The organism is Pseudomonas corrugata, from assembly GCF_050920615.1.
Classification (GTDB): domain Bacteria; phylum Pseudomonadota; class Gammaproteobacteria; order Pseudomonadales; family Pseudomonadaceae; genus Aquipseudomonas; species Aquipseudomonas corrugata.
This window is the reverse complement of record NZ_CP130434.1, coordinates 1,742,641-1,764,038: the sequence shown is the minus strand read 5'-3', so window position 1 is coordinate 1,764,038 and position 21,398 is coordinate 1,742,641. Positions and strand designations below refer to the sequence as shown.

The 21,398-nt window shown below is 60.4% G+C and carries 22 protein-coding genes; 10 read left to right on the top strand and 12 right to left on the bottom strand.

The features are described 5' to 3' along the window. Positions 1 to 16 precede the first annotated feature (16 nt). Complete coding sequence (locus QZH45_RS07950; protein ID WP_024781203.1) at positions 17 to 520, top strand: GNAT family N-acetyltransferase; 504 nt, start codon at positions 17 to 19, stop codon at positions 518 to 520. Here QZH45_RS07950 and QZH45_RS07945 read toward each other — a convergent pair. Continuing rightward, a complete protein-coding gene (locus QZH45_RS07945) occupies positions 507 to 995 on the bottom strand; it encodes a GyrI-like domain-containing protein (protein WP_024781202.1) in 489 nt (162 codons plus the stop codon). The genes QZH45_RS07950 and QZH45_RS07945 overlap by 14 nt on opposite strands. Before the next feature lie 79 nt (positions 996 to 1,074). Beyond that, on the bottom strand, positions 1,075 to 1,737 hold the full coding sequence (locus QZH45_RS07940; protein WP_024781201.1) for a LysE family translocator: 663 nt from the start codon (positions 1,735 to 1,737) through the stop codon (positions 1,075 to 1,077). A gap of 197 nt (positions 1,738 to 1,934) precedes the next feature. Between QZH45_RS07940 and alaC the strand changes: the two genes are divergently transcribed. Continuing rightward, the gene (gene alaC, locus QZH45_RS07935) at positions 1,935 to 3,152 is read left to right on the top strand and encodes an alanine transaminase (RefSeq protein ID WP_024781200.1); all 1,218 of its coding nucleotides are present in this window, start codon (positions 1,935 to 1,937) and stop codon (positions 3,150 to 3,152) included. 119 nt (positions 3,153 to 3,271) lie between these two features. On the opposite strand, the gene QZH45_RS07930 is transcribed toward alaC, so the two are convergent. Both QZH45_RS07930 and QZH45_RS07925 read right to left on the bottom strand, forming a co-directional pair. Further along, complete coding sequence (locus QZH45_RS07930; RefSeq protein WP_024781199.1) at positions 3,272 to 4,624, bottom strand: GntP family permease; 1,353 nt, start codon at positions 4,622 to 4,624, stop codon at positions 3,272 to 3,274. Between the two features lie 92 nt (positions 4,625 to 4,716). Further along, positions 4,717 to 5,250, bottom strand: a complete 534-nt coding sequence (locus QZH45_RS07925; RefSeq protein ID WP_024781198.1) for a gluconokinase — start codon at positions 5,248 to 5,250, stop codon at positions 4,717 to 4,719. Between the two features lie 215 nt (positions 5,251 to 5,465). On the opposite strand from QZH45_RS07925, the gene QZH45_RS07920 reads away from it, so the two are divergent. From QZH45_RS07920 to QZH45_RS07910, 3 genes are all read left to right on the top strand, one after another. Continuing rightward, positions 5,466 to 6,497, top strand: a complete 1,032-nt coding sequence (locus tag QZH45_RS07920) for a LacI family DNA-binding transcriptional regulator (RefSeq protein ID WP_024781197.1) — start codon at positions 5,466 to 5,468, stop codon at positions 6,495 to 6,497. Between the two features lie 153 nt (positions 6,498 to 6,650). Continuing rightward, positions 6,651 to 7,205 carry a hypothetical protein gene (locus QZH45_RS07915; RefSeq protein ID WP_024781196.1) on the top strand — a complete coding sequence of 185 codons (555 nt, stop codon included), beginning with the start codon at positions 6,651 to 6,653 and terminating at the stop codon, positions 7,203 to 7,205. A gap of 226 nt (positions 7,206 to 7,431) precedes the next feature. After that, positions 7,432 to 7,854 carry a GNAT family N-acetyltransferase gene (locus QZH45_RS07910; protein WP_024781195.1) on the top strand — a complete coding sequence of 141 codons (423 nt, stop codon included), beginning with the start codon at positions 7,432 to 7,434 and terminating at the stop codon, positions 7,852 to 7,854. A gap of 121 nt (positions 7,855 to 7,975) precedes the next feature. Here the strand turns inward: QZH45_RS07910 and def are convergent, their stop codons facing one another. Together def and QZH45_RS07900 are read right to left on the bottom strand one after the other, a co-directional pair. Beyond that, positions 7,976 to 8,515: a peptide deformylase gene (gene def, locus QZH45_RS07905; protein ID WP_055135951.1), complete on the bottom strand. Its 540-nt coding sequence runs from the start codon at positions 8,513 to 8,515 to the stop codon at positions 7,976 to 7,978. Further along, positions 8,512 to 9,471 carry a YihY/virulence factor BrkB family protein gene (locus QZH45_RS07900; protein WP_024781193.1) on the bottom strand — a complete coding sequence of 320 codons (960 nt, stop codon included), beginning with the start codon at positions 9,469 to 9,471 and terminating at the stop codon, positions 8,512 to 8,514. The genes def and QZH45_RS07900 overlap by 4 nt, the downstream gene beginning before the upstream one ends. 237 nt (positions 9,472 to 9,708) lie before the next feature. Between QZH45_RS07900 and QZH45_RS07895 the strand changes: the two genes are divergently transcribed. Then, positions 9,709 to 10,086, top strand: coding sequence for a hypothetical protein (locus QZH45_RS07895; RefSeq protein WP_024781192.1), 378 nt, complete (start codon positions 9,709 to 9,711; stop codon positions 10,084 to 10,086). A gap of 202 nt (positions 10,087 to 10,288) precedes the next feature. On the opposite strand, the gene fadD1 is transcribed toward QZH45_RS07895, so the two are convergent. Together fadD1 and fadD2 are read right to left on the bottom strand one after the other, a co-directional pair. Continuing rightward, a complete protein-coding gene (fadD1, locus tag QZH45_RS07890) occupies positions 10,289 to 11,980 on the bottom strand; it encodes a long-chain-fatty-acid--CoA ligase FadD1 (RefSeq protein ID WP_024781191.1) in 1,692 nt (563 codons plus the stop codon). Between the two features lie 386 nt (positions 11,981 to 12,366). After that, positions 12,367 to 14,055, bottom strand: coding sequence for a long-chain-fatty-acid--CoA ligase FadD2 (gene fadD2, locus QZH45_RS07885; protein ID WP_053192837.1), 1,689 nt, complete (start codon positions 14,053 to 14,055; stop codon positions 12,367 to 12,369). Positions 14,056 to 14,279: 224 nt separating this feature from the next. Here fadD2 and QZH45_RS07880 point away from each other — a divergent pair, with 224 nt between their 5' ends. Next, a complete protein-coding gene (locus tag QZH45_RS07880; RefSeq protein ID WP_024781189.1) occupies positions 14,280 to 15,224 on the top strand; it encodes an alpha/beta hydrolase in 945 nt (314 codons plus the stop codon). A gap of 44 nt (positions 15,225 to 15,268) precedes the next feature. Further along, positions 15,269 to 15,739 carry a MaoC family dehydratase gene (locus QZH45_RS07875; RefSeq protein WP_024781188.1) on the top strand — a complete coding sequence of 157 codons (471 nt, stop codon included), beginning with the start codon at positions 15,269 to 15,271 and terminating at the stop codon, positions 15,737 to 15,739. A 128-nt stretch (positions 15,740 to 15,867) separates the two neighbouring features. Here the strand turns inward: QZH45_RS07875 and QZH45_RS07870 are convergent, their stop codons facing one another. The 4 genes from QZH45_RS07870 to QZH45_RS07855 form a co-directional block, all read right to left on the bottom strand. Then, complete coding sequence (locus tag QZH45_RS07870) at positions 15,868 to 16,731, bottom strand: efflux RND transporter periplasmic adaptor subunit (protein ID WP_024781187.1); 864 nt, start codon at positions 16,729 to 16,731, stop codon at positions 15,868 to 15,870. A gap of 10 nt (positions 16,732 to 16,741) precedes the next feature. Further along, complete coding sequence (locus QZH45_RS07865; protein WP_024781186.1) at positions 16,742 to 16,948, bottom strand: DUF1656 domain-containing protein; 207 nt, start codon at positions 16,946 to 16,948, stop codon at positions 16,742 to 16,744. Beyond that, positions 16,935 to 18,935 carry an FUSC family protein gene (locus QZH45_RS07860; protein WP_055135993.1) on the bottom strand — a complete coding sequence of 667 codons (2,001 nt, stop codon included), beginning with the start codon at positions 18,933 to 18,935 and terminating at the stop codon, positions 16,935 to 16,937. The genes QZH45_RS07865 and QZH45_RS07860 overlap by 14 nt, the downstream gene beginning before the upstream one ends. Positions 18,936 to 19,201: 266 nt before the next feature. Further along, positions 19,202 to 19,666, bottom strand: coding sequence for a ferritin-like domain-containing protein (locus tag QZH45_RS07855; RefSeq protein ID WP_053192833.1), 465 nt, complete (start codon positions 19,664 to 19,666; stop codon positions 19,202 to 19,204). Positions 19,667 to 19,871: 205 nt separating this feature from the next. Here QZH45_RS07855 and QZH45_RS07850 point away from each other — a divergent pair, with 205 nt between their 5' ends. Then, on the top strand, positions 19,872 to 20,108 hold the full coding sequence (locus QZH45_RS07850; protein ID WP_024781183.1) for a DUF3820 family protein: 237 nt from the start codon (positions 19,872 to 19,874) through the stop codon (positions 20,106 to 20,108). A gap of 12 nt (positions 20,109 to 20,120) precedes the next feature. Next, on the top strand, positions 20,121 to 21,308 hold the full coding sequence (locus QZH45_RS07845; protein WP_024781182.1) for an aminotransferase class V-fold PLP-dependent enzyme: 1,188 nt from the start codon (positions 20,121 to 20,123) through the stop codon (positions 21,306 to 21,308). The last annotated feature ends 90 nt before the right edge of the window (positions 21,309 to 21,398 follow it).

Genomic DNA, 21,398 nt, shown 5'->3' with positions numbered 1-21,398 from the left:
GACAACGGACGTTACTTTGACTGCTCAACTTGTCGCCTACGAACATCTGAACGCTGTCCAGCGCCAACAGGTGGAGGCCATCGAGATCCTTCCCGAACAGGTACGGTTCGCCGGAGATATCCATGGTGCACTGCACATGCTGCTGTCCCGGCCCTGCCCGGGAGTCAAGGGTTTTGCGTTGCTGGTCGAAGGCGCGCCGGTGGCGTTCCTGTTGCTCAAACGTCCGCCCGTGCTACCCGCCTGGGCCGATGAACACAGCGCGACCCTGCATGCCCTGCAGGTCGATCACCGGGCCCAGGGCAAGGGCCACGGCAGGGCCTGCCTGCAGGCACTGCCCGCCGTGGCACGTGCGGCCTGGCCGGAAATCAGGGGGTTGGAGCTCTCGGTCGATGCCGGTAACGAATCGGCCATCGGCCTGTATACCCAAATGGGCTGGGTTGACTGTGGCGAGGCCTATAAGGGCCGCATCGGTTATGAGCGGCGGATGGGCTTGATGCTCCCGGGCTCTACCGACGTTTGAGCGGTATCCAGATCTCCAGCGTGCCCTCGCTGGTCCTGGGGTTGAAATCTTCGCTGTAGCGTTCGAACTCAGGAGCGTCCGCGGCCTCGTGACCCGATTGAGGCAACCAGACATTCCAGATGTAGTGAAAGGTGTCCGGCAGGGTTTTCAATGGCCCACGGTGTTCGAACACCGCATAGTGAGCGGGCTGGATTTCGATCCAGCGGTATTGTTCCGGCAGATCATCGAGTCGACTGATCTCCACCCCGGCGATGTATTCGAACCCGCCCTGGCCGTCCGGGTTGCAACACACACCGTAGGTGACTTCGCTTTTCTGCCCTGGCACGTTGCCGAGCCAGGGCAGGAACTTTTCCCAGAGCAGGGGAATCTCCTGGGCGGTCGCCTGAGTGAAACGACCGCCAAAACCGGCGATAAGGTGAAAGTTTCCGTGTTCGAAGCGTGGCTCGGCTGTGTAATCGCGTTGGGGCTTTTCCATGCGTCAACACTCCGCAAATCATGAGGTCGGGTCTGGCAGTATAGAAGCCAAACCATGATTGCCAGGGCCGTTTCACTTATCAGGCCCCAGGAACCAGCGTCGCTCCAGAAGCCCCTACAAACTCGTTATAGCCAGAAACGATCACGTAAACAGCGAAATAACAGAAGATCGCAGCGGATGCCCAATAGGAATAACGCAGCAATTTATCCCCCAATAATTTTCCACCCTGGGTCGCCGCCAGGCACAGGCCGGCACTCCACAACAGTCCGGCGCTGAGGAAACCACCGAGGAAAAGTACCGAGCTGAGCACGGTGCCACCCCCGGAGCGGGCGATAAGCGTACCGCCCACGGCCGCGAACCAGAGGATGGCGCTGGGGGATGACATGGCCAGGAAGATCCCGCGCAGGAATTCCTGGCCAGAGGAGTTGCCCTGTACCTCGCCCGTCTGCTCCAGCACTGCGCCGTGGTAAATCGCTGAATGAACCATTTTCGCCGCGAAGTACAGCAACAGGACGGAACCGCCAATCCACAGCACCCAGCGCACCGTTTCGTATTGCAGCAACACCGTCATGCCGGCCAAGGCCAGCACTGCGTAGACCAGGTCCCCCACACAGGTCCCCAGCCCCAAGGCGAAACCCTGGAAATAGCCACGCTGCATGGCGAGCGTGATCATCGCAATATTGGCGATGCCGATGTCCAGGCACAGGGAGAGACTCAGCAAAAAACCGCTGGAAAATTCCATCATCATTCCGTTCGGGTTGGGTATGGCGAATTGAGCAGTCCGCACGCATTCCACGGACGGGTCGACAGTGTCGTCGAAAATAGTTGTGGGCCGCCACTGGACAAGCGGCCATGGCGGCCATTATCTTGCGCCGCAGGCCACCGCAGTGGCCAACGTCGCTCGGACGGTTCCGGGCGCTCACGTATCTCGAGGCAACAATGGCCGAACAAGGTTCGCCGCGCCGCTTTGCGCGCATCGATCGACTCCCCCCTTACGTATTCAATATCACTGCCGAGCTGAAGATGGCTGCGCGTCGGCGCGGCGAAGACATCATCGACTTGAGCATGGGTAACCCCGACGGCGCCACGCCCCCACACATCGTGGAAAAACTGGTCACCGTCGCCCAGCGTGAAGACACCCATGGATACTCCACCTCCAAAGGCATCCCGCGCCTGCGCCGCGCCATTTCGCGCTGGTACAAGGACCGCTACGAGGTGGACATCGATCCTGAAAGCGAAGCCATTGTCACCATCGGCTCCAAGGAAGGCCTGGCACACCTGATGCTGGCGACCCTGGACCAGGGCGACACAGTATTGGTGCCCAACCCCAGCTACCCGATCCACATCTACGGCGCAGTGATCGCCGGCGCCCAGGTGCGCTCGGTGCCGCTGATACCGGGGGTGGATTTCTTCGACGAGCTGGAGCGAGCCATTCGCGGTTCGATTCCCAAGCCGAAGATGATGATCCTGGGCTTCCCGTCCAACCCCACCGCCCAGTGCGTGGAGCTGGACTTCTTCGAGCGGGTCATTGCCCTGGCCAAGCAGTACGACGTGCTGGTGATCCACGACCTGGCCTATGCCGACATCGTCTATGACGGCTGGAAAGCACCATCGATCATGCAGGTACCCGGCGCGAAAGACATTGCGGTGGAGTTCTTCACCCTGTCCAAGAGCTACAACATGGCTGGCTGGCGCATCGGTTTCATGGTCGGTAACCCGGAATTGGTCAGCGCCCTGGCGCGGATCAAAAGCTACCACGACTATGGCACTTTCACCCCATTGCAGGTGGCCGCTATCGCCGCATTGGAAGGCGATCAGCAATGCGTGCGCGACATCGCCGAGCAGTACCGCCAGCGTCGCAATGTGCTGGTCAAGGGCCTGCATGAACTGGGCTGGATGGTGGAAAACCCCAAGGCGTCGATGTACGTCTGGGCGAAGATTCCCGAGGCCTATGCCCACCTGGGCTCACTGGAGTTTGCCAAGAAGCTGTTGGCCGAAGCCAAGGTCTGCGTCTCGCCGGGAGTAGGGTTCGGGGAGTACGGGGATGATCATGTGCGCTTTGCGCTGATCGAGAACCAGGACCGGATCCGCCAGGCTGTACGTGGGATCCGGGCGATGTTCCGGGCGGATGGGTTGGTCGGCAAGACCAACGCCTGATACAAAACCCAATGTGGGAGCGAGCCTGCTCGCGATAGCGGTGGGTCAGTTGCATTGATGCTGACTGACATACCGTCATCGCGAGCAGGCTCGCTCCCACAGTCGTTTATGCCGGACCTTTAGACTACCAGCGACAGCAACAGGATAAAGACCAACCCCACCACCGACAGGATGGTTTCCATTGCCGTCCAGGTCTTGAAGGTTTCGGCCACGGTCATGTTGAAGTACTGCTTGACCAGCCAGAAGCCCGCGTCGTTGACATGAGACAGAATCAACGAACCGGCACCGGTCGCCAGCACCAGCAGTTCACGGTTTACGCCCGGAATCATCCCTACCACGGGTACCACGATGCCCGCACCGGTAATGGTTGCGACGGTGGCCGAGCCGGTGGCGATACGAATCACCGCCGCGACCAGCCAGGCCAGCAGGATCGGTGAAATCTGCGCGCTCACGGCCATATGGCCGATCACGTCACCCACGCCACTGGTCACCAGCATCTGCTTGAAACCACCACCGGCACCGATGATCAGGATGATCGCGGCAGTCGGCGCCAGGCTCGCGTCGAGCAACTTCAGAATCTGGTTGGAACCGATGCCCTGGCGATGGCCGAAGGTGTACAGCGACAGCAGCAAGGCCAGCAACAGTGCCGAGATCGGGTGGCCGATCAGGTCCATGAAGGTGCGGAAGATGTTGCCGTCCGGCAGCACCACATCGGCAAAGGTCTTGAGCAGCATCAGGAACACCGGCAGCAGCACGGTGACCAGGGTAATGCCGAAGCTCGGAAGCTCCTTGGCCTCGGGCTCACGGGCCAATTGATCGAGCAGTTCCTGATTGGCGTGGCCGGGGATGTGCTTGGCGATGAACGTACCGAAAATCGGACCGGCAATGATGGCGGTCGGCAACGCGACGATCAGACCATAGAGAATGGTCTTGCCGATGTCGGCACCGAACACGCCGATGGCCAGCAGCGGTCCTGGATGCGGCGGCACCAGGCCGTGCACTGCGGACAGGCCGGCGAGCAGCGGGATGCCGATCTTGATGATCGACACACCGGTACGACGAGCCACGATGAACACCAGCGGGATCAGCAGCACGAAACCGATTTCGAAGAACAGCGGGATACCCACCAGGAACGCGGCGAACATCATGGCCCACTGCACCTTGTCCTTGCCGAAGGCACGGATCAGAGTCTGGGCGATCTGATCGGCCCCGCCCGATTCGGCCATCATCTTGCCAAGCATGGTGCCCAGGGCCAGGATAATTCCGACGAAGCCCAGCACGCCGCCAAAACCGTCCTGGAAGGCCTTGATGATGGTGCCGATTGGCATGCCCGACGTCAGGCCGAGAAACGCGGCAGCGATGGTCAGGGCAATGAAGGGGTGGAATTTGAACTGGGTGATGAGGAGGATGAGTCCAATCACCGTGACTACTGCATCGAGCAGTAGGAACGTCTCGTGGGACATGCCAAACATGGGAGGTGTCTCCTGATTTGTTGTTGTTATTGAAGCAGTTATTTGTACGCCGCCGGGACAGCGCTATCTTTCTGACGCAAAATGCTTGGTATTCAACTGGCCAGCTTCAGACCATGTTCCACCCACCAGGTGTAAGCCTGGCGAGCCAGCTCATCGACGTCATGGCTGGACGCATCCAGGGCCAGGGTCAACGGCTCGCCGACGGGAGATTCAAGGGTGGCGAACTGACTGTCGATCAGGGTCGAGGGCATGAAATGGCCGGGGCGGTGGGAAACCCGGTCAGCCGCCACCTCGGGTGTCAGCTCCAGGAAGACGAAGCCCAGGCCAGGCAAGGCGCTGCGCAGACGTTCGCGATAACTGTGCTTGAGGGCCGAACAAGTCAACACCGGGCGCTCGCCCTTGGCGTCGACACGGCGCAACTCGTCGCACAGGCTGTCGAGCCAGCCGGCACGGTCGTCGTCGTTCAGGGGAATACCGGCGCTCATCTTCTGGATGTTGGCCGCGGGGTGGAACGTGTCGCCTTCGATGGCGGTGGCGCCGCTCAGTTGGCACAGGGCCTGGCTGACGCAAGTCTTGCCGCAACCGGCAACGCCCATGATGACCAGGGCGGTGATGGGATTGTTCATGTAACACCTCAGCGCGCAGACAGCGCTACCTTTGCCAGTTATGACACCGCAGCAAAAGCAGAAGTTGCCGACGCCTTCTTGTCATTTTTGTGGTTGCAGCATTTTTCGTCCGCGACACCAACGGATGGGATTCAGGCAAACCCCACTCGCGCATTTGCAGCCGCGTCGAGACAGCGCTACCTTAGTGCCTTGATTTTTGTTTGGCAAGCCACCTGATGACCGTCCACAAGAACGATAAGAATACCCGCACCACCGGTCGCCCTACGCTCAACGAAGTCGCACGCCTGGCCGGTGTCAGCCCTATCACCGCCTCCCGAGCCCTGCGCGGCGTCAGTACCGTGGCCATTGACCTGGTGGAAAAAGTCCGACAGGCGGCCCAGGAACTCAACTATGTCGTCAACCCCGCCGCCCGCGCCCTGGCTTCGGCCCAGAGCCATTCGGTGGTGGTGTTGGTGCCGTCGCTGTCCAACCTGCTGTTCATCGACACCCTGGAAGCCATTCATCGTGTCTTGAGGCCCAAGGGCTTCGAAGTGGTGATCGGCAACTATCACTACTCCCGGGACGAAGAAGAAGACCTGCTGCGCAACTACATGGCCTATCAGCCCCGAGGCCTGCTGCTGACCGGTTTCGATCGCACCGAGAGCGCCCGTCGCATGATCGAGGCCAGCAACATTCCGTGTGTCTACATGATGGAACTGGACTCTGGGGCGGGGCTCAACTGCGTCGGCTTTTCCCAGCTCAAAGCCGGCGAGACGGCCGCCGAGCACCTGATCTCCCGTGGTCGCAGGCGCCTGGCCTACATCGGCGCACAACTGGACCAGCGCACTTTATTGCGTGGCGAAGGCTTCCGCCGGGCCCTGCAGCAGGCCGGGCTGTACGACCCGGATCTGGAACTACTGACACCGCGCCCGTCATCGGTGGGCCTGGGTGGCGAACTGTTCCTGCAACTGCTGGCCAGCCACCCGGATGTCGATGCGATCTTCTTTGGCAACGACGACCTCGCCCATGGCGCCCTGTTCGAAGCCTTGCGCTGTGGCATCAGGATTCCCGAACAGATCTCGGTTCTCGGTTTCAATGACCTGCCCGCCTCGGCCCACATGGTGCCGCGCCTGAGCAGCATCAGCACACCACGGGAGGCCATCGGCCGTCGTGCCGCCGAACAGATGCTGACGTTGATGGCCGGCAATCGCATCGCCCAACCCGTGGTGGACATGGGCTTCGAGCTCAAGATTCGCGAGAGCACCTGAGTCCTTGATGCGGTCGATCCCTGCCGGTCAACGGCAAGGCCTGGCCGCTTCGTCTCGTCCCGTATCCCCGCTGCCCTTGAAACCTGAGGTGCCCGGTGTCGGCATGGGAATTGCTCCTGCCCATCGATCAGCCATTACCTGCAGGTGTCCATCATGTTGGTCAGTGCCAAACAGCAAGCAATGATTCTGCCGCTCAAACGTCCGGGCGAGGACCCGACCGCCGACGCAGCCAGCGGCCTGCAAAGCGCCGCATTGCAAGCGTTGCGCGATAACGTCCAGGCCCAGGCCAGCCAGGGTGATGCCCAGGTCCGGGAGTCCGTCATCCAGCAGGCCACGCAACAGGTCAATGCAACCACCGCCATCAGCGACAACGTCGATGAGGCGTTCGCCAAGACCCGCGTGCAGTTGCAGACCGTGGCGTCCCAGGATGCCACGGCGCGCGCGACCGACAGTTCGGCGCTGAAGGACTTCAAGGACTACATGAGCAAAACGCCCGAAGAGCGCCTGCGTGAGGCCGTGCTCGCGGAGATGGGCATCAGCGAAGAAGAATACGAGGCGATGCCACCCGAGAAGCAACTGGCGGTCGGCCAGGAAATTGCCCAGCGCATGCAGGACAAGTCCGCAATGGCGCAGGTGGAAAAGGCCCAGGAACACCGCGACACGGGCGATAAGGATCCGGCCGCGGCGATGCTCCTCACGTCCCTCTGAGCCTGCCGGCGGCCAGCAGATGAGGCGCCGGGGTTAGCCCTAATACCAGTCAGTTAAGGATCAAACGACGCAAAACCTGTGGGAGCAAAGCTTGCTCGCGTTAGCGACAGACCCGTCAGCATTGCTGGTGATTGACTTACCGCAATCGCGAGCAAGCTTTGCTCCCACAGGTTTATCGAAACGTGTTCCTTTATAATCTGCCCTCCTTCCCCTCCACGACGTTGCCATGTCCGAAATCCGCTTTGCGCTGCTCGATGAACCGCTGTGGCCGCTGATGAACAAGTTCTACCGCGCCCATCAGTCCTCGATGAAAGCCGTGCGTGACGCGCAGCTATGGGTGGCGAGGCAGGATGACATCGTCGCCGCCCTGTGCCTGCGATCGGTGTCGGGTGGACACTGGTTGACGGGGCTGTTCGTCGACCAGGCATACCGCGGCAAAGGTATCGCGGCGGGGTTGATCAGCGAAGCGGTAAAAGCCGTGGAGGCACCGGTGTGGCTGTTCTGCCACCCGGAGCTGCGTGGGTTCTATGAGCGGCACGGCTTCACTTTCGATCCCGCCCTGCCCTATGCGATGGCCGAGCGCCTGAGCCGGTATGCTCGCAGCAAGCCGATGATTGCGATGGGGCTGGAGCCGGGAAGCCGGTCCTGATGCCCCCCAATCTCTGTGGGAGCGAGCCTGCTCGCGAAGGCGGCGGGACATTCCACAACGATGCAGCTGACCCACCGCTATCGCGAGCGGGCTCGCTCCCACAGGTGATTGAGGTGAAGGTTCAGTCGTCGGCTGTCGGATCCAGATCCGGAAACATGACCTCGGTAAACCCGAACTTGCTGAAGTCGGTGATACGCGACGGGTACAAGCGCCCGATCAGGTGGTCGCACTCATGCTGTACCACCCGCGCATGAAAGCCCAAGGCTGTCCGCACGATCGGCTCGCCCTTGGGATCGAAGCCTTCGTAGCGGATATGCTGATAGCGATCGACCGCTCCTCGCAGGCCGGGTACCGACAGGCAGCCTTCGAAGCCTTCTTCCATCAGCGGGCTCAGCGGCGTGATCAGCGGGTTGATCAGGATGGTCTGGGGCACGGCCTCCGCATCGGGGTAACGCTCGCTGTGTTCGAAGCCGAAAATCACCAATTGCAGGTCCACACCGATCTGCGGCGCCGCCAGACCGACACCTCCGACGCTTTCCATCGTCTGGAACATGTCGTCGATCAATTGCCACAGCTCTGGGGTGTCGAACATCTGCGGCGGAACCGGCGGAGCAATACGCAGCAAGCGCGTATCGCCCATCTTGAGGATTTCTCGAATCATGGTCGGGCTTCACCTGCGTTCGGATCAGTGTCCGGTTTGATGGAGTGGTCGCGCCCCAGCCCTGATACATGGTGCTTCCAGTGCTCGTCTGGAACCTTCTCACCGGGGTCCTTGCCTTCGGCGGACATGTGTTCGATCACCGCGTTCATCTCCGCCCCCAGCAGCAACACCGCCGCCGAGATATAGAAATACAGCAACAACACGATGATCGCGCCGATACTGCCATACATGGCGTTGTAGTTGGCAAAGGTCTTGACGTAAAAAGCGAAGCCCAGGGAGGCAATGATCCAGACCACCACCGCCAGCACAGAGCCTGGGGTGATGAAGCGAAACTCCTGCTTGACGTCAGGCATCACGTAATAGATCAATGCTACGGCTACCATCAACAGGATCACGATCACCGGCCAGCGCACGATCGTCCAGAGCGTGACAATGAATTCCTCCAGCCCGACCTGGGCCGCAATCCACTCCATCACCTGTGGCCCGAGGACCATCAGCGCCGCCGCGACGAGCAGCATGCCAGCGATACCGACCGTGTAGAAAATCGACAGCGGAAAGCGCTTCCAGGCGGGGCGTCCCTCGACCACATCGTAGGCGGCATTCATGGCGCTCATCATCAACCGCACCCCCGCCGAGGCCGTCCACAAGGCGACCACGATACCCACCGACAGCAACCCGCCCTTGGATTGCTGGAGCTGGTCGATCACCGGGTTGACCTGCTCCAGCGCCTGGGGCGGCAACACCAGTTCAGACTGCAGGCGCAGCCACGAGAAGAAATCCGGCAGATGCAGGAAACCGATCAGCGCTATCAGGAAGAGAATGAAGGGAAACAGGGAAAACAGCATCTGGTAGGCCAGTGCCGAGGCATAGGTAGACATCTCGTCGTCGAGAAACTCGGTCACCGTACGCATCATCACACGATGCAGAGGCAAGCCTTTCATGTCCGGAAATATCATGAGCGTCTCCTTTCGCCGCAAAAAAGGGGTCGCATGGCGACTCAAGGGGCGTTTTTTACCTCAAAGTAGCCTGTTTGGCGACTTTGGGACAATCTCATCCCGACGCAGAATTGACCCATGCCGCATAACGCAAGTTTCATTCTTCGCACCGGCGGGGCTTTATGTTTGTCCGGCAACCGTCGAGAATGCTCCACGTATTCAGGCTGCGGCCCGAAGCTTTAATCCCGTAGGAACGTTATGAAACTCGATAAGAAGCAGGCCATCGCCCGCAGGAACCAGGAACTGGGCGGCGCCGTCCTGGGTGTCAACAACTGCCACTTCAGCGAATTGAACCGCAACCGCAACATCTTCTGGTTCAACATCCCGGTGACCCGCCTGGCGGTCGGCCAGTACGAATGGATTCATCTGCTCCTGCACACCCCGGCCAGCGACGAATTGCTGCACCTGAAAGTGCCGACCGTATTCCTGCGGGAAAAAATGGAAGGCCTGGAAGTGCGCAACCAGGGCAAGCGCAAGGCAGCCCTGAGCCTGGAATTGAGCGCCGACAGGGATTCGTACCTGCAAGACCTGCGACCGGGGGGCACCAACCTGGATTTTGCGCAGTTCAGGTTGTGACCCCGGCCGCCGACGTATGTAGCTGGGGGATTATGTGGGAGCAAGGCTTGCCCGCGATGAAGGCACCACGACGCTAAGCAGACCGAATCAACTTCATCGCAGGCAAGCGTTGCTCCCACAGCTCACTCCCACACGGCCTTGCTTCAAGTAGTCGCCCTAACAAAAAGCCCCGCTTCGGCGGGGCTTTTTGTTTACACGCAATTCACTTCTTCACACCCAACTTCCTGAGCTCTTCATCCCGCAACTCACGTCGCAGGATCTTGCCCACATTGGTGGTCGGCAACGCATCGCGGAACTCGACGGCCTTGGGCACCTTGTAGCCGGTAACGTTGGCACGCATATGCTCCATCACCTGCTCCTTGGTCAACGTGGCGCCTGGCCGGACGACGATGAAAATCTTGATCGCCTCGCCGGATTTCTCGTCCGGTACACCGATGGCGGCGCATTGCAGCACGCCCGGCAAGGTCGCCAGCACATCTTCCAGCTCGTTGGGGTACACGTTGAAACCGGAGATCAGGATCATGTCTTTCTTGCGATCGACGATGCGCATGTAGCCATCCGGCTGGATCACTGCGATGTCACCGGTCCTGAGCCAGCCCTCGCTGTCGAGGATTTCGTCGGTGGCTTCCTGCCGCTGCCAGTAGCCCTTCATCACCTGCGGACCTTTCACACACAACTCGCCGACTTCGCCCAGAGGCAGTTCGACGCCCGCATCATTGATGACCTTGCACAGCGTCGACGGCACCGGAATGCCGATGGTGCCGATCTGGATGTTCTGGATTGGATTGACCGTGGCCACCGGACTGGTTTCGGTCATGCCATAACCTTCGCATATCGGGCAGCCGGTGACCGCTTTCCAGCGCTCGGCAGCGGCCAGTTGCAGGGCCATGCCCCCGGACAAGGTAACTTTCAGCGCGGAGAAATCCAGCTTGCGGAAGCCTTCGTTGTTGCACAGCGCCACGAACAGGGTATTGAGGCCGACGAAACCGCTGAACTTCCACTTGGACAGTTCCTTGACCATCGCCGGAAGGTCGCGCGGGTTGCTGATCAGGATGTTGTGGTTGCCGATCAGCATCATCGCCATGCAATGGAAGGTGAAGGCATAGATGTGGTACAGCGGCAGCGGCGTGATCAGCACTTCGCAACCTTCATTGAGGTTGGAGCCCATCAGCGCCTTGCACTGCAGCATGTTCGCCACCAGGTTGCGGTGACTCAGCATCGCGCCCTTGGCCACGCCGGTGGTGCCACCGGTGTACTGCAACACGGCCACCTCGTCGCTGCCCGGGTTGGCTTCGGTGACTGGCCGGCCATGGCCCTTGCTCAGCACGTCGTTGAACTTGACGGCCTTGGGCAGGTGATACGCCGGGACCATCTTCTTCACGTACTTGATAACGCTGTTGATCAGCAGTCGCTTGAGCGGCGGCAACAGGTCGGCAACCTCGGTGACGATGACGTGCTTGACGCCGGTCTTCGGCACTACGGTCTCGGCCAGGTGTGCCATGTTTGCCAGGCACACCAGCGCCTTGGCGCCGGAGTCGTTGAACTGGTGCTCCATCTCCCGCGCGGTATACAGCGGGTTGGTATTAACCACGATGAGGCCGGCGCGAATCGCTCCGAACACCGCCACCGGGTATTGCAGGACGTTAGGCAATTGCACGGCGATTCGATCGCCCGGCTGCAAATCGGTATGCTGTTGCAGATACGCGGCAAAGGCCCCGGACAATTCGTACAGCTCACCGTAGGTGATCGTCTTGCCAAGATTGCTGAATGCCGGCTTGTCGGCGAAGCGTTGGCAGGACTGCTTCAACACCGCCTGAATATTCGGATACTCGTCTGGATTGATGTCGGCAGCAATCCCAGCTGGGTACTTATCCTTCCAAAAGTCTTCGAACATGGAAGCCCACTCCTCAGCAACGCGAATTCTCACCGCATTTGATGCGATTATTATTGGTGTGTTTGTTGGTGAATCTGGCTTGGATGAAGGCCGAGAAGTCACAAAAGCGCGCCGAGAGTAGCAGCTTTGCCAAGGGTCGACTAGAGCCAAAAGTGGCCGATATGGTCACTCGCAAGACTCAAGAATATTCAATGGTCATTTTTAGAGTAAAAATTCTACGAACTTGTAGGAACGTTCTGAATTCGGCTTTCTTTTTTGTTTAAACCCCTGAAGCCCATGTGGGAGCGAGCCCGCTCGCGATAGCGGTGTGTCAGCCAATATCCCATGACCGATCCACCGCTTTCGCGAGCAGGCTCGCTCCCACAAGGGTTTGCGCTAGGTCTACATCAAGCGATATCACGCAGCTCCCGGCGCAGGATCTTGCCCACCGGTGTCATCGGCAGCGACTCTCGCAATACGATGTGCTTGGGTATCTTGTAGCCGGTGAAGTTCTCCTTGCAGTAGGCCTTGAGTTCTTCGAGGCTGACGCCCGTCTCCCGCGGCACCACGAACAGTTTCACCGCCTCCCCTGAACGTTCGTCCGGCACGCCGATCACCGCGCAATTGGCGACCTTCGGATGGGCCATCACCACGTCTTCGATTTCATTGGGGTACACGTTGAAACCCGAGACGATGATCATGTCTTTCTTGCGGTCGACGATCCGCACGAAACCGTCCGGGTCGATCACCGCGATGTCACCGGACTTGAACCAACCCTCGCTGTCCAGAACCTCGGTAGTGGCTTCAGGTTTATTCCAGTAGCCTTTCATGATCTGTGGTCCCTTGATGCACAGTTCGCCTCGCTCGCCCAAGGCCTGTTCGATGCCGTCGTCGCTGATCACCTTCATGAGCGTGCCTGGCACCGGCAGCCCCACCGTGCCTAGTCGCGACCTCTTGCCGTAAGGGTTGGTGCAGGCCACGGGGGAGGTTTCGGTCAGGCCATAGCCTTCGGTGATACGGCAACCCGTGAGCTGCTCCCAACGGTCGGCCGTGGCCTTGACCAGCGCGGTGCCGCCGGAGTTGGTGAGCTTGAGGCTGGAGAAATCCAGGGTCTTGAAATCCGGATGGTCCATCAGCGCCACAAACAATGTGTTGAGTCCCAACAGGGCCGAAAAACGCCAGTTCTTCAGTTCCTTGATGAAGCCGCCGATGTCCCTGGGGTTGGTGATCAGCACGTTGTGGTTGCCGGTGACCATCATGCACATGCAGTTCGCCGTGAATGCGTAGATGTGATAAAGCGGCAACGGCGCGATCATCACTTCCTGGCCCTCGCGCAGCAGGGGCTGGCCGTCGTCGCCGAACTGCCCAAGGCATGCCCTGGCCTGTTGCATGTTCGCCACCAGGTTGCCATGGGTCAGCATCGCGCCCTTCGCCAGCCCGGTGGTGCCGCCGGTGTATTGCAGCACGGCGATGTCGTCGAGACAGACGTTCAGTGGCTTGATGGCCTGGCCACGCCCCAGGCGCAAGGCGCTCTTGAACGAAATGGCCTGGGGCAGCAAATAAGCCGGAACCATCTTCTTGACCTTGTTGACCACGGTGTTGACCAGCCAGCCCCTGGCGGTGGGCATCAGGTCGCCCATCTTCGCTTCGATCAGGTATTGCAGGTCCGTGTCGGGCATCACCTCCTGGACCTTGCTTCCGAACAGATTCATGTACACCAGCGCCCGGGCGCCGGAATCCTTGAACTGGTGGCGCATTTCCCGCGGGGTGTACAGCGGATTGGTGTTGACCACGATCAGCCCGGCGCGCAGGGCACCGAACACGGCAATCGGGTATTGCAGGACATTGGGCATCTGCACCGCGATACGGTCACCGGGAACCAGATCGGTATGGGTTTGCAGGTAACCGGCGAACGCCGCGCTGCAGCGCTCGAGTTCGGCATAGGTGAGGGTCACGCCCATGTTGCTGAACGCCGGACGGTCGGCGAATTTCTTGCAGGAACGCTCGAACACCTCGATGACCGATTTGTAGGCCCCCAGGTCGATGTCCGAGGGCACGCCGGCCGGGCGTTTGTCATTCCAGAAATCAGGCTGCATTGTTTTTGTCCTCTTTACCTGAACCTATCCCGGGGCCGCTTCCGATTGCTCGCGGAAGCGGAGCTCTTGGGACACTAGCAGCTCTGGTCAATCAGGCAAATATGCCAATTTGTGTCATAGATTGTGTGAATCTTGCCGCCTACGTGTGGCCTGATCAGGCGAGACGCAACGGATGCGCTATACAATGCATCAACAGTGCGCATGCTCACATGTAAAGGATCGTCATGATTCACCAAACGTTCTGGCTGACCGCAACCGATCACAGTCGTCTGTTCGTCAACCGGTGGTTGCCCGACACCGCGCCCAGGGCGGTGATCATGCTGGCCCACGGCATGGCCGAACACAGCGGTCGCTATGGACGCCTGGCCCAGGCCCTGTGCGATGAGGGCTACGGTGTCTACGCGCTGGACCTGCGCGGCCATGGCAAGACCGGTGAAGGGGCAATCCTCGGCCACTATGCCGACAAGGGTGGCTGGGCCAAGGTGGTCGGCGACCTGGCCAGCCTCAACCAGCACATCGGCCAGCAACATCCCGACACGCCAATCGTACTGCTGGGCCACAGCATGGGCAGCTACATCGCCCAAGCGTATTTGCTGCATCACAGCGCGAGCCTGCATGGGGCGATTCTGAGCGGCTCCAACTTCCAGCCGGTGGCGTTGTATCGCGCCGCACGCCTGATCGCACGCTTCGAACGCTGGCGCCAAGGCGCCACCGGGCGTAGTGCCTTGATCGAATGGCTGTCGTTCGGCAGTTTCAATCAGAAGTTCAAGCCGACACGCACACCTTTCGACTGGCTCAGTCGCGACCCGGCCGAAGTGGACAAGTACATCCACGATCCACTGTGCGGCTTTCGTTGCAGTAATCAGCTATGGGTCGACCTGCTCGGCGGCTTGCAGCAAATCAGCAAAGCGTCCAATCTCGCCCAGATCGATCCGGACCTGCCGCTGCTGGTCATCGGCGGCGAATGTGATCCGGTGAGCGAAAACAAGCGTCTGAGGAATCTGGCCGACGCCCTGCGCGATGCCGGCAGCCAGCACCTGCAGTTGACGATTTACCCCCAGGCTCGGCACGAATTGTTCAACGAAACCAACCGCGATGAAGTGACGGCCGACGTGCTGGCCTGGATTGCCCAGGCCCTGAACCACAAACGCCCGCCACGCAGCGAATAGTTTTACAGCATTTTTTCCATTACCCGCCACAGGATCCGAAACAGATGACCCAGGTTACCAACACCCCTTACGAAGCCCTCGAAGTCGGCCAGACCGCCAGCTACAGCAAAGCCGTCGAAGAGCGTGACATCCAGCTGTTCGCCGCCATGTCGGGCGATCACAACCCCGTGCACCTGGACCCGGAATTCGCCGCAGCGAGCATGTTCAAGGAGCGCATCGCCCATGGCATGTTCAGTGGCGCGCTGATCAGCGCGGCGGTGGCGTGCGAGTTGCCAGGGCCTGGTACCATCTATATCGGCCAGCAGATGAGCTTCCAGAAACCAGTCAAAATCGGCGACACCCTGACCGTACGCCTGGAGATCCTGGAAAAACTGCCGAAGTTTCGCGTACGCATCGCCACTCGCGTGTTCAACCAGCGCGATGAACTGGTGGTGGATGGCGAGGCCGAGATCCTCGCGCCGCGCAAACAGCAGACAGTGACCTTGCCGACGCTGCCGGCGATCAGCATCGGTTGATTATCGCAAGGGAATTCATCCCTTCTGTGGGAGCAAGGCTTGCCCGCGATCAGGGCACCTCGATTTCAAGGTAGACCGCATTCACTTCATCGCGGGCAAGCCTTGCCCCCAACAGGTCCTGCGACAAGTTATTGATCGTGCTCCTGCACCTGCACACTCGCCGTCATCCCCGCACTCAGATTCACCCCTTCCGGCACCTTGTCCAGCTTGATCCGCACCGGAATCCGCTGGGCCAGGCGCACCCAGTTGAAGGTCGGCTCCACCTCCGCCAGCAACTGGGCGTCCGGGTTGGTGTTGCGGTCGGTAATGCCGCGGCTGACGCTTTCGACGTGGCCTTCCAGGGCATGACCGGCGCTCATCAGCCAGACCTTGACCCGATCGCCCACGCGGATTCTCGGCAGCTTGGTTTCTTCGAAATAGGCCTGTACATAGAATGTCGAATCGTCGATCAGCGCCATGACCGGCTGCCCGGCGTTGACATAGTTGCCTTCGGCCAGCCGCAGGTTGGTGATGTGACCACTACGAGGTGCCAGGACTTGACTGCGGGCGAGGTTGAGTTCGGCAACCTTGGCCTCGGCCTGGGCCTCACGCAGTTCGCCCCGGGCGATGCCGGCGTTGATCTGGGCATTCTCCCGCAGCTCGGCACTGATGGCCTGGGGCCCCAGCGCGGCGCGGCGACTGGCTTCGTGCTCGCGCAGGCTCAGTTGCTGCTGGCGGGTCTGGACCACCGCCCTGGCCTTCTCCACCGCGGCTTCGAAGCGCTCGCGGTCAATGCTCAGCAATAGATCGCCGGCCTTGACCTGCTGGTTATCCACTGCCTTGAGCTCGCGCACCCAGCCCGACACGTCGGGAGCGATCACCACCACATCGGCACGAATCCGCGCATCACGGGTCCAGGGCGTGAGCATGTAGTACTGCCACAGGTGAAACCCGGCGAAAATCGCCAATACCACCACGGCCAGCGTAATGGCGACACGTACGGAGGTACGCATGTTCAACTCCTTATAACGGCCCGAGGACCAGGGTAATCACTGTCAGGACACAGACATACAGGGCACAGTCGAACAAGGCTTCATGCCAGATCCAACGCCCGGCCGGCACCAGGCTGAGCAACAGGCGCAATGCACCGGTCACCAGCAAGGCCAGTACCACATAAATCAGGAACGGGCTGAGCAACACCCCGCCAATCGACCACTCACGCAAGCCCATGGCTGTGCTCCCGTCGTTCAGGTTCGTGCTGGCGGCACCAGGCGCGCCAGCTGTTCTGCAATTGCACCACCGCGCCCTGGGCCAACTTCAGCGCATCACCGGGGGGCTCTGTCGATAACACCTTCAGGAACTCGGCGCTGGCCGGGGCCAAAGCATCGGCCTGCTCACCGGACGGGCCGCGTTCGAGAACCTGCTCCAGCGCTTCGAAATAGCGGCGTTGCGCCCGGCTGTCGGACACCCGGGCGACGGCCAGACTCAGACGCAGGTGCAACAGTTCATCGCCGATATCCAGGCCGAGCAATCCATCATCCCAACGGCTGCGCGACGGGACCGGCAGCTCGGGGTAATGCCGCGCCAGTTGTAACAGCCGATCGGCCATGCGTCCGCCGAACCAGCTCTCGGCGCCACTGAGGTTGCGCCGGGTCAGGCGCACCAGGTCATCCAGGGTCGCAGCCAGCAGGCGACGGCCGTGCCAGGCCGGATCGCGCAGAATCAGCAGATTGAATGCCAATACCGCCGCCCCCACGCCGATCATCATCGCCTGAGCGTTGTTGAAGAATGCCGCCACGTCGTACTTCATGGCGTTGAGCGGTGATATCAGCACCACAAAATGCAAGCAGAACGACGTGGCCGTGGCAAAGATCGGCGGCTTGGCCATGCCTAGCGCACCGAAGAACAACGGCACGCCCATGGCCATGCACAGCATGGCGAAGCTGCTCCACTGCGGCAGCAGGATCTCGCCGACCACGAACGCCGTCGGCACGGCCAAGAGAATGCCCCGCAGGAAACTCATGCCGATCTGCGCACCGTTTTCGCGACTGGCAAACAGGCTGCACACGACACACGTCAACACCAACGCGCCGCCGGCGGCGGGCCAGGCCGTTGCCAGCCAGAAGCAGGAAACCGCCAGGAATGCCAAGGCGCTACGGGCACCGAATACCATGGCCAGGGACAAGTCGCGATGGGGCGTCAAGGTGCGTGGCGGATCCGCACTCTCCCTACCCTCCCGCACTGCCGCCAGCGCCGCGCAGGCGGCCAGGGCGGTGTCGAGCAACAAGGCGAACCGCGCCAGGCAGTAACTTTGCGCCGAGCTGATCAAGGGATCGTGAGAGGCGTCCAGTACTCGTGGTCGCAAGGCTTGCAGCGTTGCACTGTCAGCATCGAGGGCTCGTTGAACCTCGTTCATCCAGGGGGCGAGGGCCTCGGATTCCGCAGGTTCGAGTTGCTTCCATTGCCGGCGCACCGAACGGGCAATGCGCAGCAGCATGAGTAATTTCTGGCTCAAGCCGCTGATGGCCCGGGCGCGCTGTCGACCCAGACTGCCTTCGAACCAGGCATGTTCGCGCTGGGCATCCACCGCGACGATCCGGCCGAGGATCTCCAGCAAGCCCTTGCGCGCCTGGGCGTCACCGGCCAAGGTGGCACGGGCCGCCTGCATGCCGCTCTGCCAGGCGGCATGGGCCTGGCCCGCCAACTGTCGCTCGACCCGCAACGGCCAGAGCAAGGCACTCGCGGCCGTGGCGCAGACAATGCCCAGGCTGATCTCGGTGCAGCGTGCCACCGCCTGATCGAACACCGCCAGTGGATGGGTAATGGCCGGCAAGGCGATGATCGCCACTGTGTAGCCGGCCAACACGAACGAATAGGACCAGGCACTTCGCAGCAACGTCGAACAAGCCGTGCACAGACCCAGCCACAACGCCAGCGCCAACAGGAACAACCACGGCGTCTGAGCGAACAGGCTCATGAAGATCACCGACATGACGGTACCGACCAACGTACCAAGCAACCTCGCCAGCCCTTTTTGCACGACCATCCCGGACAGCGGCTGCGCCACGATGAACGCGGTCATCAACGCCCACGACGGCTGCTCCAGCCCCCAACGCAACGCCAGCCATAGTGCCAGTCCGCCACCGAGTACGGTCTTGATGGCGAACTGCACAGCGAGGCGGTCGGGGGCGAACAAGGCCTGGAAAGTAATGGGCACGCAAGAAACTCTTTCAGGGGTTGCAGTAACGATAGTTGCAATGATGGGTGACGGGGCAGGCGCAATTATTAGCTAGCTACCTATTTGAGTCCAGAGCTGATTACCCGTGGATCTGACAAGACACTTTTTCCGAAAGTCGCTGAAACCGCATAGTTGGCCCGGGTATCAGTCAGCACCGATCAATCCCCTTGCCACAAATGTGCTTGCCGATAAATCGCACAAAAAAACGCCAGACAAGGCTGGCGTTTTTCGATCAAGCGCGTGTATCAGCTGGCGCGTGCCTGGTTACGCAGCGCCTTGACCTGATCATGGTTGCGTTGCACGCCATGGTACTGGCGTTCAACCAGGTCACGGATGCCGACCAGATTGTGCTTGGTGATTTTCTCCATGGCTTCCTGGTAAGCCTTCTTGGCGTGATCTTCGCCGCGCTCGGCTTCATTGAGCACCGCTTCCTCATCCTTGCCAGTGAACATCGACTTCACATCCACCCAGCGGCGATGCAGGTCACCGGAGACACTGGTGGAGGTTTCCGGATCACCACCCAACGAGCGAACGGCTGCCTGCAGCTCGGACGCAGCCGTGGCACAATCGGCGGAACGTTGCACGAACAGGGATTTGAGTTGTGGATGCTTGATGTCTTCGGCGCAGGTCTTGAACCCTTCCTGACCGTCCTTGCTGGTCTGGATCAGGTCGTTCAGAACGGCGATGGCTTCTTTGTTCATATCAGTCATTTTTCAATTCCTTTGCTGGTGAATAAAAAACCTGCAAGGACTATTGCATCGGCCATGCCAGCACCAACCGATTAAGATTAACTTTAAAAATCAATAAGTTAACCATAATGGCAAAATCTGTATCCGCGTTATTTGCATGATCTGTCATTTGGCCTGCATGCAGAATGCCTGTATTTTCAAACCTGTTTGATTCAAGACATTTGCCATGAACCCGGAAACCCTCGAACTGCTGGTCACGCGCCAGATGCCCTTCGGTAAATACAAAGGCAGAATCCTGGCCGATCTCCCGGGTCAATACCTGAACTGGTTCGCCCGCGAAGGTTTTCCCCACGGCGAGTTGGGCGGTTTGCTGGCATTGATGCAGGAAATCGACCACAACGGTCTGTCAGACCTGCTCGACCCCCTGCGCGTCAAGCACGGTAAACCCAAGCCCCGCCCCTGATTGAGCCCTCCCATGCCCGAGAATACCCTGCGCGCCCACGATGAAGCTTTCTGGCAGACCTTTGTCGACCGCTACGACGCCCCCCCTGATGGACCTCTGAACCTGGAGAATGGCTACTTCGGGCGCATGTCGCGGACCGTGGTCGAGGAGTACCAGCGCAACATCGATTTCATCAACCGCAGCAACTCGGTGTATGTGCGCCAGCATTTCGACCGAGAACAGGGCGAGGCGATTCGCCGCCAAGTGGCGGAGTTGATCAAGGCGCCCGCGCAAACCGTGGTGTTGACCCGAAGTGCCGTGGACGCCCTGCAATCGTTGATTCGCAATTACAACGGCCTGAAGCCTGGCGACCAGGTGTTGATCTGTGACCTGGAATATCAGTCGGTCAAGAACGCAATGCGCTGGCTGGCCCGCCAGCGTGGCGTGGAACTGATCGAACTGGTTCACCAGCACCCGGCCAGTTTCGAGAGTCTGTTGGGGACCTACCGGGAAGCGTTCATTCGCTACCCGCGCTTGAAACTGATGGCGCTGACCTACGTCAACCACCTCACCGGGCTGGTGATGCCGGTACAGGCCATTGCCGAAGCGGCTCGGGAGTTCGATGTCGACATCATCCTCGACGGCGCCCACGCCCTGGGCCAGATCGATTTCGACCTGGCAAAAATGGGTATCCCGTTCGCCGGATTCAATCTGCAGAAATGGATCGGCGGCCCCCTGGCCCTGGGCTTCCTGTACATCGCCCCAGAACGCCTGGCCGATATCGATCCGGACATGGACGACAGCCATTACCCGGCGAACGACATCCGCTCGCGCACGCCCCACAGCACGCCGAATATTCCGGCCCTGCTGACCCTGCCCCTGGTGTTCGAAGAACACCGCGCCCTGGGCGGCGCCCTCGCCAAAGGGGCGCGTCTCTGCTACTTGCGCGACCTGTGGGTCAGCGCGGTGCGCGATCTACCGGGTATCGAAGTCATGACCCCGGATGATCGGCGACTCTACTGCGGCATTACCTCTATGCGCTTTACCACCCAGGCGGATCAGCAGGCGATGGCGGATCGATTGCTCAACGACTATGGGATTTTCACCGTGGTGCGCGACACCAGTGCAGGGCCCTGTATTCGTATCACGCCGGGACTGATCACTCTGGCGAGTGATATCGAGCGGCTTACCCGGGCCTTGATCGAGCTGAGCTGCACATAGCCTGCACAGCCCCCTGTGGCGAGGGGATTTAGCGAAACGTCGCACCGCCCCGCAGGGCTGTGCAACAGCCCTGCAAAAAAAATGGGGCCG

Excerpts from the sequence above, each read along its gene's own strand:
- QZH45_RS07940 (WP_024781201.1), bottom strand. The coding sequence starts at position 1,737 with ATGGAATTTTCCAGCGGTTTTTTGCTGAGTCTCTCCCTGTGCCTGGAC.
- QZH45_RS07915 (WP_024781196.1), top strand. The coding sequence starts at position 6,651 with ATGTTGGTCAGTGCCAAACAGCAAGCAATGATTCTGCCGCTCAAACGT.
- fadD1 (WP_024781191.1), bottom strand. The coding sequence starts at position 11,980 with ATGTTCGAAGACTTTTGGAAGGATAAGTACCCAGCTGGGATTGCTGCC.
- QZH45_RS07845 (WP_024781182.1), top strand. The coding sequence starts at position 20,121 with ATGCCCGAGAATACCCTGCGCGCCCACGATGAAGCTTTCTGGCAGACC.
- QZH45_RS07925 (WP_024781198.1), bottom strand. The coding sequence starts at position 5,250 with ATGAACAATCCCATCACCGCCCTGGTCATCATGGGCGTTGCCGGTTGC.
- QZH45_RS07945 (WP_024781202.1), bottom strand. The coding sequence starts at position 995 with ATGGAAAAGCCCCAACGCGATTACACAGCCGAGCCACGCTTCGAACAC.
- QZH45_RS07880 (WP_024781189.1), top strand. The coding sequence starts at position 14,280 with ATGATTCACCAAACGTTCTGGCTGACCGCAACCGATCACAGTCGTCTG.
- QZH45_RS07920 (WP_024781197.1), top strand. The coding sequence starts at position 5,466 with ATGACCGTCCACAAGAACGATAAGAATACCCGCACCACCGGTCGCCCT.
- def (WP_055135951.1), bottom strand. The coding sequence starts at position 8,515 with ATGATTCGAGAAATCCTCAAGATGGGCGATACGCGCTTGCTGCGTATT.
- QZH45_RS07870 (WP_024781187.1), bottom strand. The coding sequence starts at position 16,731 with ATGCGTACCTCCGTACGTGTCGCCATTACGCTGGCCGTGGTGGTATTG.
- alaC (WP_024781200.1), top strand. The coding sequence starts at position 1,935 with ATGGCCGAACAAGGTTCGCCGCGCCGCTTTGCGCGCATCGATCGACTC.
- QZH45_RS07900 (WP_024781193.1), bottom strand. The coding sequence starts at position 9,471 with ATGATATTTCCGGACATGAAAGGCTTGCCTCTGCATCGTGTGATGATG.
- QZH45_RS07895 (WP_024781192.1), top strand. The coding sequence starts at position 9,709 with ATGAAACTCGATAAGAAGCAGGCCATCGCCCGCAGGAACCAGGAACTG.
- QZH45_RS07930 (WP_024781199.1), bottom strand. The coding sequence starts at position 4,624 with ATGTTTGGCATGTCCCACGAGACGTTCCTACTGCTCGATGCAGTAGTC.
- QZH45_RS07850 (WP_024781183.1), top strand. The coding sequence starts at position 19,872 with ATGAACCCGGAAACCCTCGAACTGCTGGTCACGCGCCAGATGCCCTTC.
- QZH45_RS07875 (WP_024781188.1), top strand. The coding sequence starts at position 15,269 with ATGACCCAGGTTACCAACACCCCTTACGAAGCCCTCGAAGTCGGCCAG.
- QZH45_RS07910 (WP_024781195.1), top strand. The coding sequence starts at position 7,432 with ATGTCCGAAATCCGCTTTGCGCTGCTCGATGAACCGCTGTGGCCGCTG.
- QZH45_RS07855 (WP_053192833.1), bottom strand. The coding sequence starts at position 19,666 with ATGACTGATATGAACAAAGAAGCCATCGCCGTTCTGAACGACCTGATC.
- fadD2 (WP_053192837.1), bottom strand. The coding sequence starts at position 14,055 with ATGCAGCCTGATTTCTGGAATGACAAACGCCCGGCCGGCGTGCCCTCG.
- QZH45_RS07865 (WP_024781186.1), bottom strand. The coding sequence starts at position 16,948 with ATGGGCTTGCGTGAGTGGTCGATTGGCGGGGTGTTGCTCAGCCCGTTC.